The sequence below is a fragment of the Planctobacterium marinum genome (assembly GCF_020687805.1).
GTDB classification, from domain to species: domain Bacteria; phylum Pseudomonadota; class Gammaproteobacteria; order Enterobacterales; family Alteromonadaceae; genus Planctobacterium; species Planctobacterium marinum.
The window spans coordinates 95,727-114,299 of the sequence record NZ_JAJEWQ010000002.1 but is presented as its reverse complement, the minus strand read 5'-3'; the positions used below and the strand labels follow the sequence as shown (position 1 = coordinate 114,299).

Genomic DNA, 18,573 nt, shown 5'->3' with positions numbered 1-18,573 from the left:
ACAAAAACAGAGAATCAGTGCGATGACGATAGTGTCAGTACTTGTAATTGAAGACACCCCAGAGATTGGCCGCGAAATATGCGACTTTCTTAGCCTACAGGGCATGCAGGTAGACTACGCAGCCTCTGGCAATCTGGGGCTGTCACTAGCTAAGCAACAACACTATGATGTCATCGTGCTGGATGTAATGCTGCCAGATACTAATGGCGTTGCGGTGTGTAAAGCACTAAAGCAAAACTGCGATCCTGTACCGGCAGTCTTAATGCTGACCGCACGCGACAGTATTGCTGATAAGAGTCTGGGCTTTGACGCAGGTGCAGATGACTATCTAACTAAGCCGTTTGACCTTACTGAATTGTTGTTGCGTTGCCAGGCTTTGGCCCGCCGCCATCAACTGCACCAGTCACAAACTATTGTGATTGGTGAACTGGCCGTTAACGAAAAGCAGCAGCTCGTCAAACGTGAAGGCAAATGCCTAAAGCTTAGCAGTACGGATTTCGCCATCCTGCTGTTATTGGTACAAGCGTACCCAAATGCGGTTAGCCGCCAGCAACTGGTGAATAAAATATGGGGTGACGAAGCGCCGGATAGCGATGTTATCCGCTCGCACATTTACACTCTGCGTCAGGCATTGGATAAACCCTTTTCCACGCCTATGTTGGCAACATTGCATGGCATTGGCTTTAAACTGCAAGTGCAAGGTTAGGTATGTTAGCTTCACAAAGTTTAAAAGCCAGTTTACAGCAAAGCATTATGGTATTTAGCCTGCTGTTAGCACTGTGCTTTATGCTATTAATGCTCGGCTACGCATGGGTAGTTGAAGACAATGTGTTTAACCGCCTGGTAACGGCGGAAGCCGAGCATATTACCCGGCAATATCAAAAGACCGGCAATGTCATTGCCCCCAGCCAGCCCTTTATGGCGCTGCATGCCGGTTGGCAATCAATGTCCAAAGAGATTCAGCAGTTACATCAGATGAGGCCAGAAAGGATAGAGTTTCCTAATGGCGGCGGCGGCACTTTGCACCTGCACACAGTAATGCTAGGTAACACAGACTGGATATTAGCAGCAGATGTTACCAGCTTTGAAGTGACCCGTGATTACCTGCCAAAGCTGCTACCTTATTTAGGGTTGGCGCTGTTTGTGGTACTGGCGATTGCCTTTGCCTTATCACTCTATTTAAGTCTGAAATTTATCCGGCCAATAGAAGCGATCAGTACCAGGGTAAAACAACATAAACCGGGTACTGAGCTCAATCTCGGCGATATATTGCCGGATAACGAAATAGGCTATCTGGGCCACACCATTCAGCACAATGTTGCACAACTACAAGCCGCGTTAACACGTGAAACCGATTTTACCCGTGATATAAGCCATGAACTTCGCACACCAGCCACAGTATTAAAAATGGTACTTAGTCGACTTAACAGCACTGCAGCGCCAGATGAATTAACTCTTTCTCAACTAAAACAATCGGCGTTGCAAATGGAGCAAACTATTCATGTATTACTGGCACTGGCGCGAGAAGAATCAATGCAACAACAACCACTTTGTCTATTGGCCGAAATTGAGCATTGCCTGATAAATAACCCCAGGTTAATGCGCCAGGACGATCTGCAGTTACAGCTGAATGTTGCCGCAGACTATCGCATCAGTGCCAATAAGAATTTACTGCACATTTTGCTGAATAATGTCATCGACAATGCGTTTCACCATGCCAGTGACTGCCAGTTGGAGATTAGTCTTAAGAGCGATGAACTGCGTATTGCCAACCCGGTAGCAGAAGATAGTCCTGATGACCTGCTCAGTCCTGGCGTAAAAGGCCATAATAGTGAAGGCATCGGACAAGGACTGCATTTGGTCAACCGCATCTGTCAGGGCTACCACTGGCAGCTAAATTCTAGTATCTGTGACAACTGGTTTTGTCTGACTATTGACTTTTCCGCTACGCATTGTGCTGGTCATAACAGCCAGCAAAAAAACGAAAATCCAAACTAACGCAGTGTTAATGCCAACAAAACAATTTAAATTGCCAGTTTTGATAAACTGCATAGGTGGTCGCAATCACTAAATTAATTAGTGCATACAAGCTGTCACCTGATAACCAATTGAGTGAGCTACTACCGCAGCACGCCAACACTTTGCCGAACGCAAACATCATTGCGCTTAGAATGTTGGTGCAGCAGCGCTACGGTCTGGCAAATTTTTGCACCACATAGCCAGTACCAGTACTCCAACACCAACTACCTGCTACTTAGCCGTATTATCGAACTATCGTGCCAGTTTCGTCATTTCGATTTTATAAGTAGCGCTATACATCAGACGCCTTACCTGAATGCAACTTTCCGCTCAGTAAAGGATATCAATACAGAGCGCCTGATCAGTGGCTATTACGTGGGTTTTGGATAAAGCTAAAACAGCATTCCTAATGCCCTCACACTCAGCCACAGCAATATTGCGCAAGTAAGCATAAATAACAACTCCAGTAGCCTGACAAGCCCAGTTACCAGCTTAAGCTTTATCTTTTGCCAGAATGTCTGGGGGGTATTAACCCCCTGTAAGAAACGGTGTCCTTGCAAGGTAAAGGCAATGGATGCACTCCAGGCAAACAGCATAACCAGAGGCAGTAGCCAGGACTGATAGTCATTCCCGGCCAACAATAGCACATAGAGCACGCTTAAAAAGGTCAGCAGGGCAGTAACGGTAAACAGTGATTGCAGCGGCAACAGGGCCATTAAGAGGCGTCTCAGGGTGGTCATTAGAGTCTCCGGCAACATAGCGCAAAAATAAAAGGCGCCGCAGGCGCCTTTGATAATTATTTTACCACTTTCAACGTGGGCCGTCCTCTTGGCGGCTTTGGTGGATCATCGTCGTTACCGTCAGAATCCCCCTCTTCCAGCACGCTTTTTAATGAATCCAGCTCAGTGTCGGCGGAGTCGGTTTGTCCGTGTTTCTCTTCTCTTGGAAACATGGTGCCGGCACCATTCTCTCTGGCATAAATAGCCAACACTGCACTTGCAGGCACCACTAGGTGCCTGGGCACTCCAGAAAATCGGGCATCAAATTCAATGTCCACATCACCTATCAGTAAATTACCACAGGCCGACGGCGAAACATTGAGTACGATTTGTCCGTCTTTGACGTACTCATCAGGCACGATCACACCTTTAAAAGTTGCATCGACCACCAGATGAGGCGTCAAATTGTTATCCACTATCCATTCGTAGTAAGCACGTATCAGATAGGGACGGTTTGATGTCATATTCACTGTCGTTTTACCATTCAAGCATTAAAGTGGATTGTGAATTTCACGTTCCTGATCAGTCAGGGATGCCTTGAATGATTCACGTTCGAAAACGCGATTCATGTAGTTTTTCACTTCGCGGCTGCCGTTGCCATTGAGCTCAATACCCAATGCCGGCAAACGCCACAACAGCGGAGCAAGATAGCAGTCCACCAGACTGAATTCTTCACTCATGAAGTAAGGCTGCTCTGCGAACAGTGGTGCCAATGCCAAAATAGACTCGCGTAACTCATTGCGATGCGCCTGAACGTCGCCTTCGCCTTTCATAATCTTTGCCGCTACGGTGTACCAGTCATTTTCAATACGGTGCATCATCAGACGGCTCTGACCGCGAGATACCGGGTAAACTGGCATCAATGGCGGGTGAGGAAAACGCTCATCCAGATATTCCATTATGATATGCGCAGTATAGAGCACCAATTCTCTGTCGATGAGGGTTGGTACCGTGCCATAAGGGTTCAGTTGTAATAAATCTTCTGGCAGATTGTTAGGATCTGCATACCCGATTTCAACCGCAACACCTTTTTCCGCAAGTACAATACGCACCTGGTGACTGTAAATATCCAGGGTGTCCGAAAACAACGTCATAATAGAACGTTTGTTAGTGGCTACCGCCATTCATTATCCTCCACAAAACTCAATCTGTTCACTGTCCGGCTTATTAGGCGGCCAGTATTGTGAGACGCTAACTCTCAAAACTAAACACAAAAAGGGGCAGCGTTGCCCCTTTTTTATTCTACACGATTTGAAGCAAGATTAATGCACTTCTCTCCAATAATCTTTCTTCAGCAGGTAAACAAATACGAACAGTACCAAAATAAATACCAGGACCCATTTACCAATAGCTTTACGCTCCAGCTGCATAGGCTCCCCGGTGTAAACCAGGAAATTAACCAGATCCAGCATTGCAGCATCGTATTCAGACGGGCTCAGCTCACCTGTACCGTCGCTTTTGATGCCGACGTAACGGTCCACCATTTCACCGTCAACCATACGCTTTTCGGTGGTTTTAGACGGTGTACCTTGTAACTCCTGCAGTACGTGCGGCATACCAACTTCCGGGAACACCATGTTGTTAACACCGAACGGGCGGCTTTCATCAACATAGAAAGTTCTCAGATAAGTGTACAACCAGTCTGCACCGCGTACTCGGGCAACCAGAGTTAAATCCGGAGGCGGCGCACCGAACCATTCTGCTGCCGACTCAGTGGGCATTGCAGAACGAATGTAATCAGACACTTTCTCACCCGTGAACTGTAAATGTTCCTGGCCCAGCTCTTCGGGAATGCCTAAATCGTTAAAAGTGCGTTGGTAACGCTGATACTGCATCTGGTGACAACCCAGGCAGTAGTTCATGAATAACTTAGCGCCATTTTGCAATGAGGCTTTATCAGTTAAATCATAGTCTGCGTGATCCAGCGGGTAGTTGCTGCCAGCCGCAAAGACCATCGATGGAACAGCAATCAGCGCAGCAATAAGGGTATTTTTTATGTGCTTAATCATTATTTCGTCACCCTTTCTGGTAATGGCTTGGTGTCTTCATTTTTACTGTATAACCACAGCAAACCAAAGAAGCCAAAGTACATTACAGTCGCAATCTGCGAAGCAGTAATCTTCCAGTTTTCCTGTGGCGTACCGCCCAGATAACCCAGGAAGATAAAGACAATCGCAAACACAATCAGATTCCATTTGTGCAGGCCACAACGATAGCGCCATGAACGTACCTTACCGCGGTCTATCCAGGGCAATAATACCAACATGATAATGGCTGCAAACATAGCGATAACACCCAAAAGCTTATCAGGTACGGCTTTCAATATGGCGTAGAAAGGCGTGAAGTACCAAACCGGGAAGATATGCTCAGGCGTCTTCAGCGGGTTAGCAATTTCAAAATTAGGATGCTCAAGGAAGTAACCGCCCATATCCGGATTAAAGAACATCACATAACTAAATGCAGCGAGGAAGAAACAGAAGGCCACCATATCTTTCAATACGATATGAGGGAAGAACGGAATCACATCCTTGGTGTAATCATAGCGATTAGTGTAGTACTCATGGATGGTAAAGTCGGTTTTCTCTTCTTCCGGTAGTGTGCCTTTTGGCTTTTTAACATCAATGCCATCCGGGTTGTTCGAGCCCACTTCGTGCAGGGCCACGATATGCAGAAATACCAGAATTACGATAACCAGCGGTAGTGCTATGACGTGCAGGGCGAAGAAACGGTTTAATGTGGCACCGGAGATAACATAATCCCCCTGAATCCAAATCACCAGATCAGGACCAATCACCGGAATAGCACCGAACAGGGATACGATAACCTGTGCGCCCCAGTAAGACATCTGACCCCAGGGCAATACATAACCCATGAAGGCTTCGGCCATTAACGCCAGATAGATAAACATACCGAACAGCCAGATCAGCTCTCGCGGTTTTTGATAGGAGCCATAAATCATGCCCCGGAACATGTGCATGTACACCACCACAAAGAATGCAGATGCACCTGTGGAGTGCATATAACGCAGCATCCAGCCGTAGTCGACTTCACGCATGATGTATTCCACTGAGGCAAAAGCGCGCTCGGCAGAAGGTTCGAAGTTCATGGTTAACCAGATACCTGTAACGATCTGATTAACTAAAACGATGGTGGCAAGAAAACCAAACACATACCAAAAATTCATATTTTTGGGTGCCGGATATTGGATCGCGTGCATATTCGCAACGCGCATCATTGGAATTCGGTATTCAATCCAGTCGAGTAAGTTTTTCCACATATTATGCTACCTCCGCTTCTGAACCGATCAATACCCGGTTGTCATCCAGAAACTGATATGGCGGTACCACCAGGTTGAGTGGCGCAGGTACGCTTTGGAAAACACGACCAGCCATATCAAACTTAGAGCCATGGCACGGGCAGAAGAAGCCCTCAGGAACACCTTCCACATATTCAGCAAAGGCACCGTCTTTCAGATGCTGTGGTGAACAACCCAGGTGAGTACAAACACCCACTAACACCAGATATTCCTCTTTCAAAGAGCGGTGACGGTTTGCGGCGAACACAGGTTGCTGTGGTTCTACGGATTCAGGATCGCGTAATTGATCCTCATGACCCGCCAGCGCATCCAAAACCTCTTGTGTGCGACGTACTATCCACACGGGCTTTGAACGCCATTCAACTCGCATAAGTTGGCCGGGTTCTAATTTACTGATGTCTACTTCCACATCGGCACCGGCTGCTTTCGCACGGGCACTCGGATTCCAGGAAGCGATAAAAGGAACGGCAGCTCCGACTGCACCAACACCACCTACCACACAGGTAGACACTGTCAGAAATCGACGCCGGCCATTATCTACGGGCGCATTGCTCATCCACTTTACTCCAGAGGTCGGATATAGTGAGTTATTGTTTTCTTGCCAGATATTTGTAAGTAAATATAAAGCTTTTCCAAGTCGGCCAAAATGATAAAAGAAAAACCACACTCAACACAAGGAATTCATGGTCAAAACAACGAATTAGTCACGATTGACAGGCTTTTTACAGGTTATCGTGAAATACCTGAAGGGATATCGGTTGGCCTAACATCGGCCTAAGTGTAGCAATAAAAAACAAAAAACCCGACATGAAGTCGGGTTTTTGACAAAAAGCGAAAAATTAACGCTTGGAGAATTGTGGACGCTTACGTGCTTTATGCAGACCCACTTTCTTACGTTCAACGCGACGAGCGTCACGAGTAACGAAGCCAGCTTTGCGCAATGCAGGACGTAAAGTTTCGTCGAATTCCATTAATGCACGAGTGATACCGTGACGGATAGCACCTGCCTGACCACTGATACCGCCACCTTTAACAGTAACGTACAGGTCAAATTTGTCGCTCATTTCAACCAGCTCAAGCGGTTGACGAACAACCATACGTGCAGTTTCACGACCAAAGAACTCATCCAGTGGACGCTTGTTAACTACGATGTTGCCAGTGCCCGCACGTAAAAATACACGTGCAGTAGAGCTTTTACGACGTCCAGTACCATAATATTGATTTACAGCCATTATCTATGCTCCTTAAATATCTAACACTGTAGGTTGTTGAGCAACATGATTATGCTCAGCACCAGCGTAAACTTTCAATTTACGGAACATTGCACGACCCAAAGGACCTCTGGGCAGCATGCCTTTAACCGCTTTTTCCAAAATCATTTCTGGCTTGTGTGCCTGTAATTTAGAGAAGTTAGTCTCTTTCAGGCCGCCTGGATAACCAGAGTGCGAGTAATACATCTTGTCTTGAGCTTTGTTACCAGTAACAGTCAGCTTCTCAACATTTACTACTACGATGTAATCGCCAGTATCCATGTGAGGAGTATACTCTGGCTTATGCTTGCCACGAAGACGACGAGCAATCTCAGTTGCTAAACGTCCTAAAGTTTTGTCTGTGGCGTCTACCACGAACCACTCACGTTTGATCGTGCTTGGTGTTGCTACAAAAGTTTTCATTAATCTTTACCCAAAAAGATTTGATTCAAAAAAATCTGTTACCTCAAACCGGATAACAGTCGCCATGCTATTGAACGAAAAACCCCTTCGAGTCGGTTCAATTTCGGCACATTCCCTGTTGCCATTAACGGGCAGGGCGCGAATTATACAGATTTTAATCGTAAAAGCACGTTTAAATTTTAAGCTTTTTTCACCTGAGCGGGCTGCTGTTGGGCAAACATGCCATTTATCTTCGAGCAGGCAAGCAAAGTGCTAACGGCTACCCGCGCCGCCTGACACAAGTCACACCAGCAATGATTTCCCTCTAAGGCAGATGCTGAGTTGCGAGATAATCATGAGATTGCATTTCCTTTAACCGGCTGATGCAACGCTTAAACTCAAATGAAAGCTGCCCCTGAGTATAAAGTTCGTCAATGGCCACCTCGGCAGAGATAATCAATTTTACGTTGCGCTCATAAAACTCATCCACCATGGCGATAAAACGACGGGCGATATCATCCACCTGTTGATTCATTTGTTTGACGTTGGCCAGCAGTACCGAATGATAACAACGGCTTATCTCCATATAATCGGTTTGGCTGCGAGGTCCACCGCACAATACATCAAACTCAAACATCACCACGCCATCGGCATTGCGCTCGGCCTGAACCTGTCGCCCGGCAATGTTCAGCATCGCCTCAGTTTCGCAGGATTCCGGGGCCAGTTGTCCAAAATAATGATGCAGGTTTTTATCTGCATCATCATCCAGCGGATAATGATAAATTTCCGCCTGCTCCAGGGTGCGCAGACGATAGTCAACGCCGCTGTCAACATTGATGATGCGGGTATTCTGCTCAATCAAATCGATAGCAGGTAAAAAACGCGCCCGCTGCAGACCATTGCGGTACAACCCCTGCGGCTCAATATTGGAGGTGGCCACCAACACAATTCCCTGAGCAAACAATTCTTCCATCAGGGTGCCCAGGATCATGGCATCGGTTATGTCTGACACAAAAAATTCGTCAAAACAGATGATGTCGGTTTCGTCGGCAAACTGTTTGGCCACGATTTTAAGTGGATCGGATTTGCCCGCCAGGGTTTTCAGCTCACTGTGTACCCGGTGCATAAACCGATGAAAATGCACCCGCATTTTGCGTTCACCAGGCAAGCAGTCATAAAAGGTATCCACCAGGTAGGTTTTACCTCGCCCAACCCCGCCCCAAAAGTAAATTCCCTGGGTCGTGGGCTTGTTCATGCCTTTTCCGAAGGCCGCTTTAATTTTTACCCGCCAGGTTTTCTTTTGCTTCGGATGAGTTAATTCGTCATACAGACGTTGTAATTCTTTAACTGCATTTTCCTGCGCCGAATCATACTGAAAATCCGCAGATTTCAAATCTTGTTGATACTTTTCCAACGGCGTCATGTGCAACATATTCCGACAGTCCTGATAATGTGGTTCAGTTCAAAGGCGCCTGATTATATGCGCTTACAAATAAAAAATGCACATTAACGCACAATTTATATGCTGTTGGCAGAAGTCCGTCTTGTTGAAAGCCGCCCGCAACCGCATAATTGCGCTGGTATTTTAAAATTTGTGTTATGCTCAAATGAGTTGTTAGCGAGGTGTATTATGGATTGGTTAATCGGAATCGTATTATTAATTGCCGGTATCGGGATCGGTGTATTTATCGGAAAAACACTCTTTGAGCCAAAGCGTCCTGACGCCAATGAAGAAGCCAAAGAAAAATCAGAAAAACAGTTGATTGCCGAGCAAGCCAACATTCATATTTCCGAAACGCAGTCTGCCCTGGGGAAAATTCAGGAGCAGTGCGCAGTATTGGCCGAGCAGTTAAATCACTATCAATTAATTATTGATGAAACCACCACCGACAAAGAACTGAATCAACTGGAGTACTTTCATCAGCAAGCCACTTTGCACTTGAAAACCCAAAAGAAAGAACCCAAAAAAGAACGGAATACAGATTATCAGCCTCTGGATTACTCAGAGGGACAATCTGGCCTGTTCGCGGGTGACGCAAAAAAACATTCTGAAACATCTTAACAGCAAGGGTTTAGGAACTTAGGCGCGTCACTCAGGTCTTTATGAGAGTTATATCATCGGAGAAAATGAAACAATGAAAATGCGCATTTGGTCCGCCTGGACTCGAATCATATGCCTAAGTTTAGTGGTGGGACTATCCTCAGCCAGCCAGGCTGCCCTGCCCTTTTTAGGTGGTGACAATGACGTGCCGACACTGGCACCCATGTTGGAAAAAACCACCCCCGCTGTGGTCAGCATATCTGTTGAAGGCACACAAAAAATTCGCCAACGGGTACCTGATTTGTTCCGTTATTTTTATGGCCCTAACTCCCCCAGAGAACAGGTGCAGGAAAAACCATTCACCGGTCTTGGCAGTGGTGTCATTATTGATGCTGAAAATGGTTACATCGTTACCAATGCTCATGTTGTCGACAATGCCGACGAAATCACCGTGTTATTGAGTGACGGTCGCGAACTGGAAGCCAAAAAGCTCGGTGAAGACAAAGACTCAGATATCGCTTTGTTAAAAGTAGAAGCCGACAAACTGATTGATATCAAACTGGCAGACTCGGATGAGCTGCGGGTTGGCGATTTTGTTGTGGCCATTGGCAACCCCTTTGGTATCGGGCAAACAGTAACATCCGGTATCGTCAGTGCTTTAAGCCGTTCTTCGGCACTGGGGATCAATGCCCTGGAAAACTATATTCAGACTGATGCCGCGATTAATCGCGGAAATTCCGGTGGTGCTCTGGTGAATCTGAAAGGCCAACTGGTGGGTATCAATACTGCCATTGTTGCCCCTACCGGCGGTAACGTGGGCATCGGATTTGCCATTCCCAGCAATATGATGAAAAGCTTAGTGGATCAACTGATCCAGTTTGGTGAAGTACGTCGCGGATTACTGGGTATTACGGGCGGCAATGTTGACTCTGGTCTGGCTGAGGCAATGGACTTAAGCGTCAGCAAAGGGGCTTATGTCAGCCAGGTATCCCCGGATTCAGCCGCAGACAAAGGTGGCCTGAAAGCCGGTGACGTGATTGTTTCCCTGAATGGTCGCTCGGTATCCAGCTTCAGCGAATTACGCGCTAAAATCGCGACACTTGGCGCCGGGGCGACTGTTGAAATTGGGGTGATCCGCGAAGGCAAAGAAATGGACATTTCGGTAACCCTGGATGACTCTACCGAATCCAATGTCGCGGCACAGGACATTCACCCGGCATTCCAGGGCGCGACCTTTGCCGATGGTACCACGGAAGATGGTGAAGCAGGTGTCGAAGTCACAGAAGTTGAACCGCACTCATACGCAAACCGTTTAGGTCTGGAACAGGGCGATATTATTGTCGGTATAAACCGCAATCGCATCACCAACGTAGCAGAATTGCGCCGCTACCTGAACGATTTTGAAAGAGGGGTTCTGGCCCTGAATGTGCGTCGTGGTGAATCATCCCTGTACGTGGTCATTCGCTAACACAACATCAGCATCGCTGAGCAGTGCTAAATGCACTGCTCAAGTGCTTCCCATATTGATTCAAACTGAATCAATGCTATTCTAGGCCCCGCTACAATCGCGGGGGTTAGCTTGAAAAACTCAATTTTCTTTATCATTAAATCCATCTTACTGGGTATTGCTGTATCGATAATTTTATTGCTACTGATCCCACAATTACGCAATGGCAACCAGCTACAGATGAGCAATATCTTTCCCGGAGATATGCCTAAAAAGGTGAGTTTTGCCGATGCAATAAATCGCTCCGCTCCTGCCGTTGTTAATATCTACAGCCAGAAAACCATTCGACGCTCCGCGTTGTTTCGCAATAATGAAGTAGAGCGCACCTCACTGGGTTCCGGCGTTATTATGAGTGATAACGGCTACATATTGACCTGTCTGCATGTTATTGCAGGGGCCGACTCCATTGAAGTCATTGTGGCTGAACAAAGCCGCATTTATGAAGCCCAGGTGATTGGCTCCGATCCCCTCACTGATTTAGCCGTGTTGAAAATCAATGCGGATAATCTGCCGGTTATTCCGCAACTGGAAGAAACCAACAAAACCCAGGTGGGTGATTTAGTGTTAGCCATTGGCAACCCTTACAATCTGGGACAAACCATCACCCAGGGTATTATCAGTGCCACCGGTCGCTCTGAGGTGAGCCAGTTAGGCATAGGCGGCCACCGCAACTTTATTCAGATGGATGCCACCCTAAACCAGGGTAATTCCGGTGGGGCCCTGGTAGACAGCAATGGTTACCTGGTAGGCATCAACAATGCCAATTACAAGATTTTAGAAGGGGGTCAACCGAAAGACGTGCCCGGTGTATTTTTTGCGGTACCGTCACAAATGGCTCAAAAAGTGATGCGTGACATTATCAGTAAAGGTCGCGTTATCCGGGGTTATGCAGGTCTGCAAGGCAGTGATCACGAGATTGCCGGGGTGATTATTATCGGCGTGGAAAACCGCAGCCCGGCATCCAGAGCCGGTATTCAGGTGAGTGATGTATTGATCAGTGTCAATGGCGCTACAATCAATAGCGCCCTGGAAGTGCAGTCCATTGTGGCGAATACCCTACCGGGAACCACCCTGGACTTCGAGGTAAAACGCGGTGGTGAAACCATCGTTTTACCGGTTGTCATTGGCGACTTAGACAGCGTATTGCGCGCCGGTTAGTGCAGGCTACAGAAATAACAAGGCACCCGAAGGTGCCTGCAATGACAAAAGGTTTTAACTGATTCGGGTAATGTCAGCCCCGAGGCCCCGGAGCTTTTTCTCTATTTTTTCATAACCGCGATCCAGGTGATAGATCCTATCCACCAGGGTTTCACCGGTTGCGGCTGTCAAACCGGCAATGATCAGGCTTGCCGAAGCACGTAAATCGGTAGCCATTACCTGGGCACCACTTAATACTGAATTGCCTTTGGTAATTGCGCTGTGTCCCTCCAGCGCAATATCTGCTCCCATGCGCTGCAATTCCGGTACGTGCATAAAACGATTCTCAAAAATTGTTTCCGTGACGGTGCCGGTGCCTTCTGCTACCGCGTTTAATGCCACAAACTGCGCTTGCATATCGGTCGGAAAGCCCGGGTGTGGAGCGGTACTGATCTGTACACTTTTAGGTTGCCTGCCTTGCATATCCAGACTGATCCAGTCTTTCCCGGTTTCAATCACAGCCCCGGTTTTACTGAGTTTACGCAAAACCACTTCCAGACTGTCAGGCGCTGCATTCTGACACAGCACTTTGCCACGGGTAGCAGCTGCAGCGACCAGAAAGGTGCCGGTTTCAATCCTGTCTGGTAAGACTTTATGCTGGCATCCACCCAGTTGTGCACGGCCCTTAATATGGATAGTGGCCGATCCCGCTCCGGTAATTTGTGCGCCCATCGCCTGCAGACACAAGGCTAAATCGGTTATCTCAGGCTCTCTGGCCGCATTTTCGATAACGGTTTCACCCTCTGCCAGTGTGGCCGCCATCATCAGGTTTTCGGTGGCGCCAACACTGACTTTGTCCATCACAATATGCGCGCCCTGTAAACGCCCGTTCACTGAGGCCCGAATGTAACCATTGGCAACTTCAATACTGGCGCCCATTTGTTCCAGGCCTTCCAGGTGCAAATTCACCGGTCTGGCACCAATGGCACAGCCTCCAGGCAAAGACACATTGGCTTCCCCAAAGCGGGCTAACAATGGTCCCAGCACCAGGATTGAGGCCCGCATGGTTTTGACCAGATCGTACGACGCCGTGTGGTTATTTACAGAGGCCGGGTTGATATGGACATCGCCATCTTCCGCTCTGAATGCCTCGGCGCCCAGTTGCTGTAGCAGCGCCAGGCTGGTATTCACATCTCGTAAAAAAGGCACATTGCTGAAAACACAGCGTTCAGTCGTCAGCAAACTGGCGAGCAGGATGGGCAGCGCCGCATTTTTCGCCCCCGAAATGGTGACCGTGCCAGATAAAGGCTGGCCGCCTTTGATGAGTAATTTATCCATGAATAATCCGGTGGGAAAAAGGTGAACGAAAGTAAAAGAGGAATTAACTCAGATCGGGGAACAATAATTTTTTGTCTTTTTGCCACTGCGCCTCGGTGAAGGTTTTCATCGTCAGCGCGTGCAACTCGCCGCTGGAAATATGGCTTTGCAATGGACCATAAATCATTTGTTGTTTTTTAATCCGGCTAACACCGTCAAAACAATCGCCCACGGCTATCACCTGAAAGTGGGAACCATCACCGTCCACTTTCACAAAGCTCAGTGGTAAATTGTCTTGTAAAATCGCTTCTATCTGTTGTGGATCCATTTTATGACCTGTCTGTTTTAGTCTATTTCAAGCAGTTTATCAGCATCGCTCAGTTTACTCAGCTTTTTTAACGCATTGGGTACATTGAGCAGCTGCAGTGATTTACCCGATTTTTTCAGGTTAGCTTTGAGATTAATTAACCAGGCAAGCCCCGCCGTATCATTGTTTTCAGCGGCTGCCAGATCAAGCTTTACAACCTCGTTAAACTGGCTCAGCAACGGCACTATCTGTTTGTCTGCGCAAGGGACTGACTCAATAGTCAGGCTGCCTTCTGGTTTCAGGCAACCCTCGTGATAAGTCAGGGTAATTTTGTCGACTGATTTAAGCATCATTATCCAGTGTAATTTTTTGAGCGTTCTTTTCTTGCATAATGGCGATCACTTTTTCGATACCTTCCTGACGCAAAATCGACTCGAATTCGCTGCGCTTGCTGGACAAGACACTGATCCCTTCCGCCACCATGTCATAGGCCTTCCACTCTTTGGTTTTGCTGTTTTTGCGTACTTTGAATGCAATTTTGATGTCCGGACGCTCGGTATCTTTGACGATAGCGCGCACCGTTACCGCTTTTTTACCATCGAAATCTTTCTCCGGTTCAAAGACCACATCCTGGCCTTCGTATTGCGCCAAAGCCACCGCATAAGTAGCAATCAGGTACTTGCGAAACTCTTCAAAGAAGGTCGGAATTTGCTCGCGGGGCACCGACTTAAAGTGCTTACCCAACACTTTGGCACCGGCAAATTTATAATCGATATAGGGCAGTAATTCCTCTTCAACCACAACTTTCAGCAAGTCAGGATCCTGTTGAATAGTGGCCTGTTCCGCTTTAATGCGGGAAAATGTTTTTGTCGCTACTTCTTGTAAAATTTTATAGGGATTTTCGTCTGCTATAGCGCCCAGCGAGAACATCGACAGGCATAGCAGCCATCCCAATTTTTTTAACCACATGTTATTGCCCTCAAATATCATTTTTAATCTGTATTATTCATCGTTTCGGCTGAACAGGAACTGACCGATCAGATCTTCCAGTACCAACGCCGACTTGGTGTCTTCGATGAAATCGCCAGGTTTCAGGGTGTCTACACCATCAAATGAAAAACCCGGTTGAAAACCCACATATTGCTCACCCAGCAGCCCGGAGGTCAAAATCGACACCGAACTGGTATCAGGGAAATCACCATATTCCTGACTAACAACCAGTTTTACTACAGGGGTGAAATCGTCTTTATCCAGCGAAATACTGTCAACTCGACCGATGATCACACCGCCCACCTTCACGGCTGAGCGCGCTTTCAGCCCGCCAATATTGTCAAACTTGGCAAACAGCTCATACGTTTCGCCCGAGCCTTGCATACCCTGATCAGCGACTTTCAAGGCCAACATCAAAAATGCGGCTACCGCCAGCGAAACAAACAATCCAACAGCAATTTCCATTTTACGAGAATTCATTAATGAGCTCCTATTCAGTTCCGAACATTACAGCGGTTAAAACAAAATCCAGTCCCAGTACCGCAAGCGACGAGTGCACCACAGTTTGCGTTGTCGCTTTACTAATCCCTTCAGAGGTAGGAATGGAGTCATAACCATTGAATACCGCTATCCAGGTAACAACAATGGCAAACACCACGCTTTTGATGACGCCATTCATAATATCTTCATTCAGGTCCACGGCAGATTGCATGATTGACCAATAACTGCCGGCATCGACACCCAGCCAGTCAACACCAACCAGATGACCGCCTAAAATACCAATAGCACTGAAAATAAGTGCCAACATTGGCATGGTCAGAATGCCCGCCCATAATCGGGGAGCGATAACCTGACGAAGCGGGTCTACCGCCATCATTTCCAAACTGCTGAGCTGTTCTGTGGCTTTCATCAGACCGATTTCTGCCGTCAGTGCTGAACCGGCCCGCCCGGCAAACAATAGCGCCGTGACCACCGGCCCAAGTTCCCGTAACAGAGACAATGCTACCATGGGCCCCAGGCTTTCTTCGGCACCGTAATTTACCAGCACGGTATAGCCCTGCAGGCCCATCACCATGCCGATGAACAATCCAGATACCAGGATAATCAACAAGGATTGCACACCAACCACATACATTTGTTTAATGGTCAGCGGAATCGATTTCATCGGTCTTGGACGGGCGACAATGGCGCCCCAAAACATCACTGACGCACGACCTATCCGGGTTATTCCATCGATAGTATTGCGTCCGGTCCTTGCAAAAAACTCCATATTAACTCCCTAACAACGCTGAGCTGATATCGTCAACCGGATAATGGAAAGGCACCGGACCATCTGCATCACCGCGCAAAAACTGTTGTACCAGGGCAGAATCAGAATTTTTGATCTGTTCCGGTGTCCCTTCGCCAATAACCTGCTTTTCAGCGATAATATAAATGTAATCAGCGATAGTGAGCACTTCTGTCACATCATGGGTTACCACGATACTGGTCAGGTTCAGTGCATCGTTCAAATCTTTAATTAATTTTACCAGCACGCCCATCGATATAGGATCTTGCCCGGCAAAGGGTTCGTCGTACATGATCAGGCGCGGGTCCAGCGCAATCGCGCGGGCCAACGCAGCCCGCCTTGCCATGCCGCCGGACAACTCACTGGGCAGTAATTTTTCCGCGCCGCGCAAACCCACCGCCTGCAATTTCAACAGTACAATAGTTCTGATCACATCCTCAGAAAGGTGTGAATGCTCTCTGAGCGGAAATGCCACATTGTCGAAGACCGACATTTCGGTAAACAAGGCGCCACTTTGAAACAACATACTCATATGACGGCGACATGCATACAATTGCGCCCGATTCATTCCCGGGATTGACTTACCGGCAAATAGCACATCACCGCTGTCGGGTTTGAGCTGGCCACCAATTAAACGCAACATGGTGGTTTTACCGATACCGCTCGGCCCCATAATTGCGGTAGTTTTACCCTCGGGTATAGACATACTAATATCGTGGTAAATCGTGCGATCACCCCGTTTGAATGTCAGATTTTTAATTTCGACCAGATTTTTCATAGTGTGCAATCCCGAGCGCGCCGCCCTCTCCCTTTTTTCAGTCCTTTTCGGTGTTGGCTTTTTACAAATTATAGAGCAAGTTGAAACCTTATTCTGTCAGTAGCCTGTAAAGGAGTGTGTATCAGTGTGTATCCCGATACTAAGGTCGTTCAGCTCATTTTATCCGATGCCCCGATATTGGTGCTATTTTACGAAGTTTCAAGGCGGCAAAACAAAATCAAAAAGTAACAAGATATATTCTAAATTTCAGAAACAATCGATTTTCACCCGACCGGGCTTTGCCAGACAAAATTACCCGGCCTTGTCAGGTACAGTCCGCGACGATGCGGCGCAATTTTTGTGCACCCGGACTCAATAAACGCCGGTATTTGCCGAACTTACTTCAACATTGGGGTTCAAATAGTTTAAACTTTTAAAGTTGTACCCATATTAGAGTCATTCCCTTGCCACTACATTTCAAGAAGATCGATTTTTATCCATGCTGACAGACATTGCCCTTTTTATCGTTGGACTTGCACTGCTGAGCTGGAGTGCTGACAGGTTCGTTTATGGCGCTTCAGCCATGGCTAAAAACTTCGGTATTTCCCCCATGGTTATCGGGATGACCATTGTCGCCATGGGGTCATCCGCCCCGGAGATCATGGTATCAGCCACTGCATCAATGGCCGGTAACGCCGACACCGCAGTGGGCAATGCTATCGGTTCAAACATCACCAATATCGGTTTGGTATTGGGCCTTACTGCGCTGTTTAAACCCCTGATGGTCAGCTCCGGCACTATTCGTCGGGAAATGCCGATACTACTTATCGTGTCACTCACCGCGGCCTGGTTTCTGGCAGATTTGAGTTTGAGTCGCAGCGAGGGTATCGCGCTGATGATTCTGTTTTTTGTTACAATTGGTGGTCTCACCTGGCTGTCTATTCAGGCTGATCGCAAAGATCCTTATGGCACCGACACGGCTGAAGAAATTCCATCCGATGTGCCAACCCACAAAGCGATTTTCTGGGTTATGGTGGGCATGGTGCTATTGCCCATCAGCGCCGATATTATGGTGGATTCAGCGGTGAACATCGCCAGATATTTTGGCATGAGCGAACTGATGATAGGCCTGACCATCATTGCCATTGGTACCAGCCTTCCCGAGTTGGCGGCCAGTATTGCCGGTGTATTAAAAGGCGAAGATGACATGGCACTGGGTAACATTATCGGGTCTAACATCTTTAACATTTTAGCGGTAATGGCGATGCCGGGATTAATCGCACCGGGCCTAATCGATGCTGATGCTGCTAACCGGGACATCCACGTGATGCTGGTGTTCACCGTATTGCTGCTGTTATTCAGCTTTGGTTTACGTGGTGTGCGCAAAATAACCCGCTGGGAAGGTGGCATTCTGGTGGCCGGATATATCGGCTACCTCACCTTTCTGTTTGTGGCATAACCGG

At 47.5% G+C, this 18,573-nt stretch carries 23 protein-coding genes; 7 read left to right on the top strand and 16 right to left on the bottom strand.

The window, feature by feature from the left end:
- Positions 1 to 22: 22 nt before the first annotated feature.
- From LJ740_RS05850 to LJ740_RS05840, 3 genes are all read left to right on the top strand, one after another.
- A complete protein-coding gene (locus LJ740_RS05850) occupies positions 23 to 706 on the top strand; it encodes a response regulator transcription factor (protein ID WP_229528142.1) in 684 nt (227 codons plus the stop codon).
- A gap of 2 nt (positions 707 to 708) precedes the next feature.
- Positions 709 to 1,998: a sensor histidine kinase gene (locus LJ740_RS05845; protein ID WP_229528141.1), complete on the top strand. Its 1,290-nt coding sequence runs from the start codon at positions 709 to 711 to the stop codon at positions 1,996 to 1,998.
- 162 nt (positions 1,999 to 2,160) lie between these two features.
- Positions 2,161 to 2,409, top strand: coding sequence for a beta-lactamase family protein (locus LJ740_RS05840; RefSeq protein WP_229528140.1), 249 nt, complete (start codon positions 2,161 to 2,163; stop codon positions 2,407 to 2,409).
- Between the two features lie 2 nt (positions 2,410 to 2,411).
- Here LJ740_RS05840 and LJ740_RS05835 read toward each other — a convergent pair whose 3' ends face one another.
- The 9 genes from LJ740_RS05835 to zapE all read right to left on the bottom strand — a co-directional run bounded on the left by LJ740_RS05835 (position 2,412) and on the right by zapE (position 9,189).
- On the bottom strand, positions 2,412 to 2,759 hold the full coding sequence (locus tag LJ740_RS05835) for a hypothetical protein (protein ID WP_229528139.1): 348 nt from the start codon (positions 2,757 to 2,759) through the stop codon (positions 2,412 to 2,414).
- A 56-nt stretch (positions 2,760 to 2,815) separates the two neighbouring features.
- Positions 2,816 to 3,262, bottom strand: coding sequence for a ClpXP protease specificity-enhancing factor (locus LJ740_RS05830; protein WP_229528138.1), 447 nt, complete (start codon positions 3,260 to 3,262; stop codon positions 2,816 to 2,818).
- Positions 3,263 to 3,289: 27 nt separating this feature from the next.
- Positions 3,290 to 3,922: a stringent starvation protein SspA gene (sspA, locus tag LJ740_RS05825; protein WP_229528137.1), complete on the bottom strand. Its 633-nt coding sequence runs from the start codon at positions 3,920 to 3,922 to the stop codon at positions 3,290 to 3,292.
- Between the two features lie 138 nt (positions 3,923 to 4,060).
- Positions 4,061 to 4,807 carry a cytochrome c1 gene (locus tag LJ740_RS05820; RefSeq protein ID WP_229528136.1) on the bottom strand — a complete coding sequence of 249 codons (747 nt, stop codon included), beginning with the start codon at positions 4,805 to 4,807 and terminating at the stop codon, positions 4,061 to 4,063.
- Positions 4,807 to 6,075: a cytochrome b gene (locus tag LJ740_RS05815; RefSeq protein ID WP_229528135.1), complete on the bottom strand. Its 1,269-nt coding sequence runs from the start codon at positions 6,073 to 6,075 to the stop codon at positions 4,807 to 4,809. The genes LJ740_RS05820 and LJ740_RS05815 overlap by 1 nt, the downstream gene beginning before the upstream one ends.
- Before the next feature lies 1 nt (position 6,076).
- A complete protein-coding gene (gene petA, locus LJ740_RS05810) occupies positions 6,077 to 6,670 on the bottom strand; it encodes a ubiquinol-cytochrome c reductase iron-sulfur subunit (RefSeq protein WP_229528134.1) in 594 nt (197 codons plus the stop codon).
- Between the two features lie 283 nt (positions 6,671 to 6,953).
- Complete coding sequence (gene rpsI, locus LJ740_RS05805; protein WP_229528133.1) at positions 6,954 to 7,346, bottom strand: 30S ribosomal protein S9; 393 nt, start codon at positions 7,344 to 7,346, stop codon at positions 6,954 to 6,956.
- A 12-nt stretch (positions 7,347 to 7,358) separates the two neighbouring features.
- Positions 7,359 to 7,787 (bottom strand): 50S ribosomal protein L13, encoded by a 429-nt coding sequence (gene rplM, locus LJ740_RS05800; RefSeq protein WP_229528132.1) that lies wholly within the window; start codon positions 7,785 to 7,787, stop codon positions 7,359 to 7,361.
- 304 nt (positions 7,788 to 8,091) lie between these two features.
- Positions 8,092 to 9,189 carry a cell division protein ZapE gene (zapE, locus tag LJ740_RS05795; RefSeq protein WP_324255604.1) on the bottom strand — a complete coding sequence of 366 codons (1,098 nt, stop codon included), beginning with the start codon at positions 9,187 to 9,189 and terminating at the stop codon, positions 8,092 to 8,094.
- A gap of 207 nt (positions 9,190 to 9,396) precedes the next feature.
- Here zapE and LJ740_RS05790 point away from each other — a divergent pair, with 207 nt between their 5' ends.
- The 3 genes from LJ740_RS05790 to LJ740_RS05780 all read left to right on the top strand — a co-directional run bounded on the left by LJ740_RS05790 (position 9,397) and on the right by LJ740_RS05780 (position 12,472).
- Positions 9,397 to 9,828, top strand: coding sequence for a ZapG family protein (locus LJ740_RS05790; protein WP_229528130.1), 432 nt, complete (start codon positions 9,397 to 9,399; stop codon positions 9,826 to 9,828).
- A gap of 73 nt (positions 9,829 to 9,901) precedes the next feature.
- On the top strand, positions 9,902 to 11,275 hold the full coding sequence (locus tag LJ740_RS05785) for a DegQ family serine endoprotease (protein ID WP_229528129.1): 1,374 nt from the start codon (positions 9,902 to 9,904) through the stop codon (positions 11,273 to 11,275).
- Between the two features lie 111 nt (positions 11,276 to 11,386).
- The gene (locus tag LJ740_RS05780; protein ID WP_229528128.1) at positions 11,387 to 12,472 is read left to right on the top strand and encodes a trypsin-like peptidase domain-containing protein; all 1,086 of its coding nucleotides are present in this window, start codon (positions 11,387 to 11,389) and stop codon (positions 12,470 to 12,472) included.
- 54 nt (positions 12,473 to 12,526) lie between these two features.
- Here LJ740_RS05780 and murA read toward each other — a convergent pair whose 3' ends face one another.
- The 7 genes from murA to LJ740_RS05745 are packed head-to-tail and all read right to left on the bottom strand — an operon-like array spanning position 12,527 to position 17,131.
- Positions 12,527 to 13,789 (bottom strand): UDP-N-acetylglucosamine 1-carboxyvinyltransferase, encoded by a 1,263-nt coding sequence (gene murA, locus LJ740_RS05775; RefSeq protein ID WP_229528127.1) that lies wholly within the window; start codon positions 13,787 to 13,789, stop codon positions 12,527 to 12,529.
- A gap of 43 nt (positions 13,790 to 13,832) precedes the next feature.
- Positions 13,833 to 14,096 carry a BolA family protein gene (locus tag LJ740_RS05770; RefSeq protein ID WP_229528126.1) on the bottom strand — a complete coding sequence of 88 codons (264 nt, stop codon included), beginning with the start codon at positions 14,094 to 14,096 and terminating at the stop codon, positions 13,833 to 13,835.
- Between the two features lie 17 nt (positions 14,097 to 14,113).
- The gene (locus tag LJ740_RS05765) at positions 14,114 to 14,425 is read right to left on the bottom strand and encodes an STAS domain-containing protein (RefSeq protein WP_229528125.1); all 312 of its coding nucleotides are present in this window, start codon (positions 14,423 to 14,425) and stop codon (positions 14,114 to 14,116) included.
- The gene (mlaC, locus tag LJ740_RS05760; RefSeq protein WP_267498172.1) at positions 14,418 to 15,044 is read right to left on the bottom strand and encodes a phospholipid-binding protein MlaC; all 627 of its coding nucleotides are present in this window, start codon (positions 15,042 to 15,044) and stop codon (positions 14,418 to 14,420) included. Before mlaC ends, LJ740_RS05765 begins: the two co-directional genes overlap by 8 nt.
- A gap of 33 nt (positions 15,045 to 15,077) precedes the next feature.
- A complete protein-coding gene (gene mlaD, locus LJ740_RS05755) occupies positions 15,078 to 15,545 on the bottom strand; it encodes an outer membrane lipid asymmetry maintenance protein MlaD (protein WP_229528124.1) in 468 nt (155 codons plus the stop codon).
- 10 nt (positions 15,546 to 15,555) lie between these two features.
- Positions 15,556 to 16,335: a lipid asymmetry maintenance ABC transporter permease subunit MlaE gene (gene mlaE, locus LJ740_RS05750; RefSeq protein WP_229528123.1), complete on the bottom strand. Its 780-nt coding sequence runs from the start codon at positions 16,333 to 16,335 to the stop codon at positions 15,556 to 15,558.
- A 1-nt stretch (position 16,336) separates the two neighbouring features.
- The gene (locus tag LJ740_RS05745) at positions 16,337 to 17,131 is read right to left on the bottom strand and encodes an ATP-binding cassette domain-containing protein (RefSeq protein WP_229528122.1); all 795 of its coding nucleotides are present in this window, start codon (positions 17,129 to 17,131) and stop codon (positions 16,337 to 16,339) included.
- Positions 17,132 to 17,609: 478 nt separating this feature from the next.
- Here LJ740_RS05745 and LJ740_RS05740 point away from each other — a divergent pair, with 478 nt between their 5' ends.
- Positions 17,610 to 18,569 carry a calcium/sodium antiporter gene (locus LJ740_RS05740; RefSeq protein WP_229528121.1) on the top strand — a complete coding sequence of 320 codons (960 nt, stop codon included), beginning with the start codon at positions 17,610 to 17,612 and terminating at the stop codon, positions 18,567 to 18,569.
- Positions 18,570 to 18,573 lie beyond the last annotated feature (4 nt).

Excerpts from the sequence above, each read along its gene's own strand:
- LJ740_RS05790 (WP_229528130.1), top strand. The coding sequence starts at position 9,397 with ATGGATTGGTTAATCGGAATCGTATTATTAATTGCCGGTATCGGGATC.
- LJ740_RS05765 (WP_229528125.1), bottom strand. The coding sequence starts at position 14,425 with ATGCTTAAATCAGTCGACAAAATTACCCTGACTTATCACGAGGGTTGC.
- LJ740_RS05850 (WP_229528142.1), top strand. The coding sequence starts at position 23 with ATGACGATAGTGTCAGTACTTGTAATTGAAGACACCCCAGAGATTGGC.
- rplM (WP_229528132.1), bottom strand. The coding sequence starts at position 7,787 with ATGAAAACTTTTGTAGCAACACCAAGCACGATCAAACGTGAGTGGTTC.
- LJ740_RS05835 (WP_229528139.1), bottom strand. The coding sequence starts at position 2,759 with ATGACCACCCTGAGACGCCTCTTAATGGCCCTGTTGCCGCTGCAATCA.
- mlaE (WP_229528123.1), bottom strand. The coding sequence starts at position 16,335 with ATGGAGTTTTTTGCAAGGACCGGACGCAATACTATCGATGGAATAACC.
- LJ740_RS05820 (WP_229528136.1), bottom strand. The coding sequence starts at position 4,807 with ATGATTAAGCACATAAAAAATACCCTTATTGCTGCGCTGATTGCTGTT.
- LJ740_RS05785 (WP_229528129.1), top strand. The coding sequence starts at position 9,902 with ATGAAAATGCGCATTTGGTCCGCCTGGACTCGAATCATATGCCTAAGT.
- LJ740_RS05845 (WP_229528141.1), top strand. The coding sequence starts at position 709 with ATGTTAGCTTCACAAAGTTTAAAAGCCAGTTTACAGCAAAGCATTATG.
- murA (WP_229528127.1), bottom strand. The coding sequence starts at position 13,789 with ATGGATAAATTACTCATCAAAGGCGGCCAGCCTTTATCTGGCACGGTC.
- mlaD (WP_229528124.1), bottom strand. The coding sequence starts at position 15,545 with ATGAATTCTCGTAAAATGGAAATTGCTGTTGGATTGTTTGTTTCGCTG.
- LJ740_RS05830 (WP_229528138.1), bottom strand. The coding sequence starts at position 3,262 with ATGACATCAAACCGTCCCTATCTGATACGTGCTTACTACGAATGGATA.
- LJ740_RS05740 (WP_229528121.1), top strand. The coding sequence starts at position 17,610 with ATGCTGACAGACATTGCCCTTTTTATCGTTGGACTTGCACTGCTGAGC.
- zapE (WP_324255604.1), bottom strand. The coding sequence starts at position 9,189 with ATGACGCCGTTGGAAAAGTATCAACAAGATTTGAAATCTGCGGATTTT.
- mlaC (WP_267498172.1), bottom strand. The coding sequence starts at position 15,044 with ATGTGGTTAAAAAAATTGGGATGGCTGCTATGCCTGTCGATGTTCTCG.
- petA (WP_229528134.1), bottom strand. The coding sequence starts at position 6,670 with ATGAGCAATGCGCCCGTAGATAATGGCCGGCGTCGATTTCTGACAGTG.
- LJ740_RS05745 (WP_229528122.1), bottom strand. The coding sequence starts at position 17,131 with ATGAAAAATCTGGTCGAAATTAAAAATCTGACATTCAAACGGGGTGAT.
- LJ740_RS05770 (WP_229528126.1), bottom strand. The coding sequence starts at position 14,096 with ATGGATCCACAACAGATAGAAGCGATTTTACAAGACAATTTACCACTG.
- sspA (WP_229528137.1), bottom strand. The coding sequence starts at position 3,922 with ATGGCGGTAGCCACTAACAAACGTTCTATTATGACGTTGTTTTCGGAC.
- rpsI (WP_229528133.1), bottom strand. The coding sequence starts at position 7,346 with ATGGCTGTAAATCAATATTATGGTACTGGACGTCGTAAAAGCTCTACT.
- LJ740_RS05815 (WP_229528135.1), bottom strand. The coding sequence starts at position 6,075 with ATGTGGAAAAACTTACTCGACTGGATTGAATACCGAATTCCAATGATG.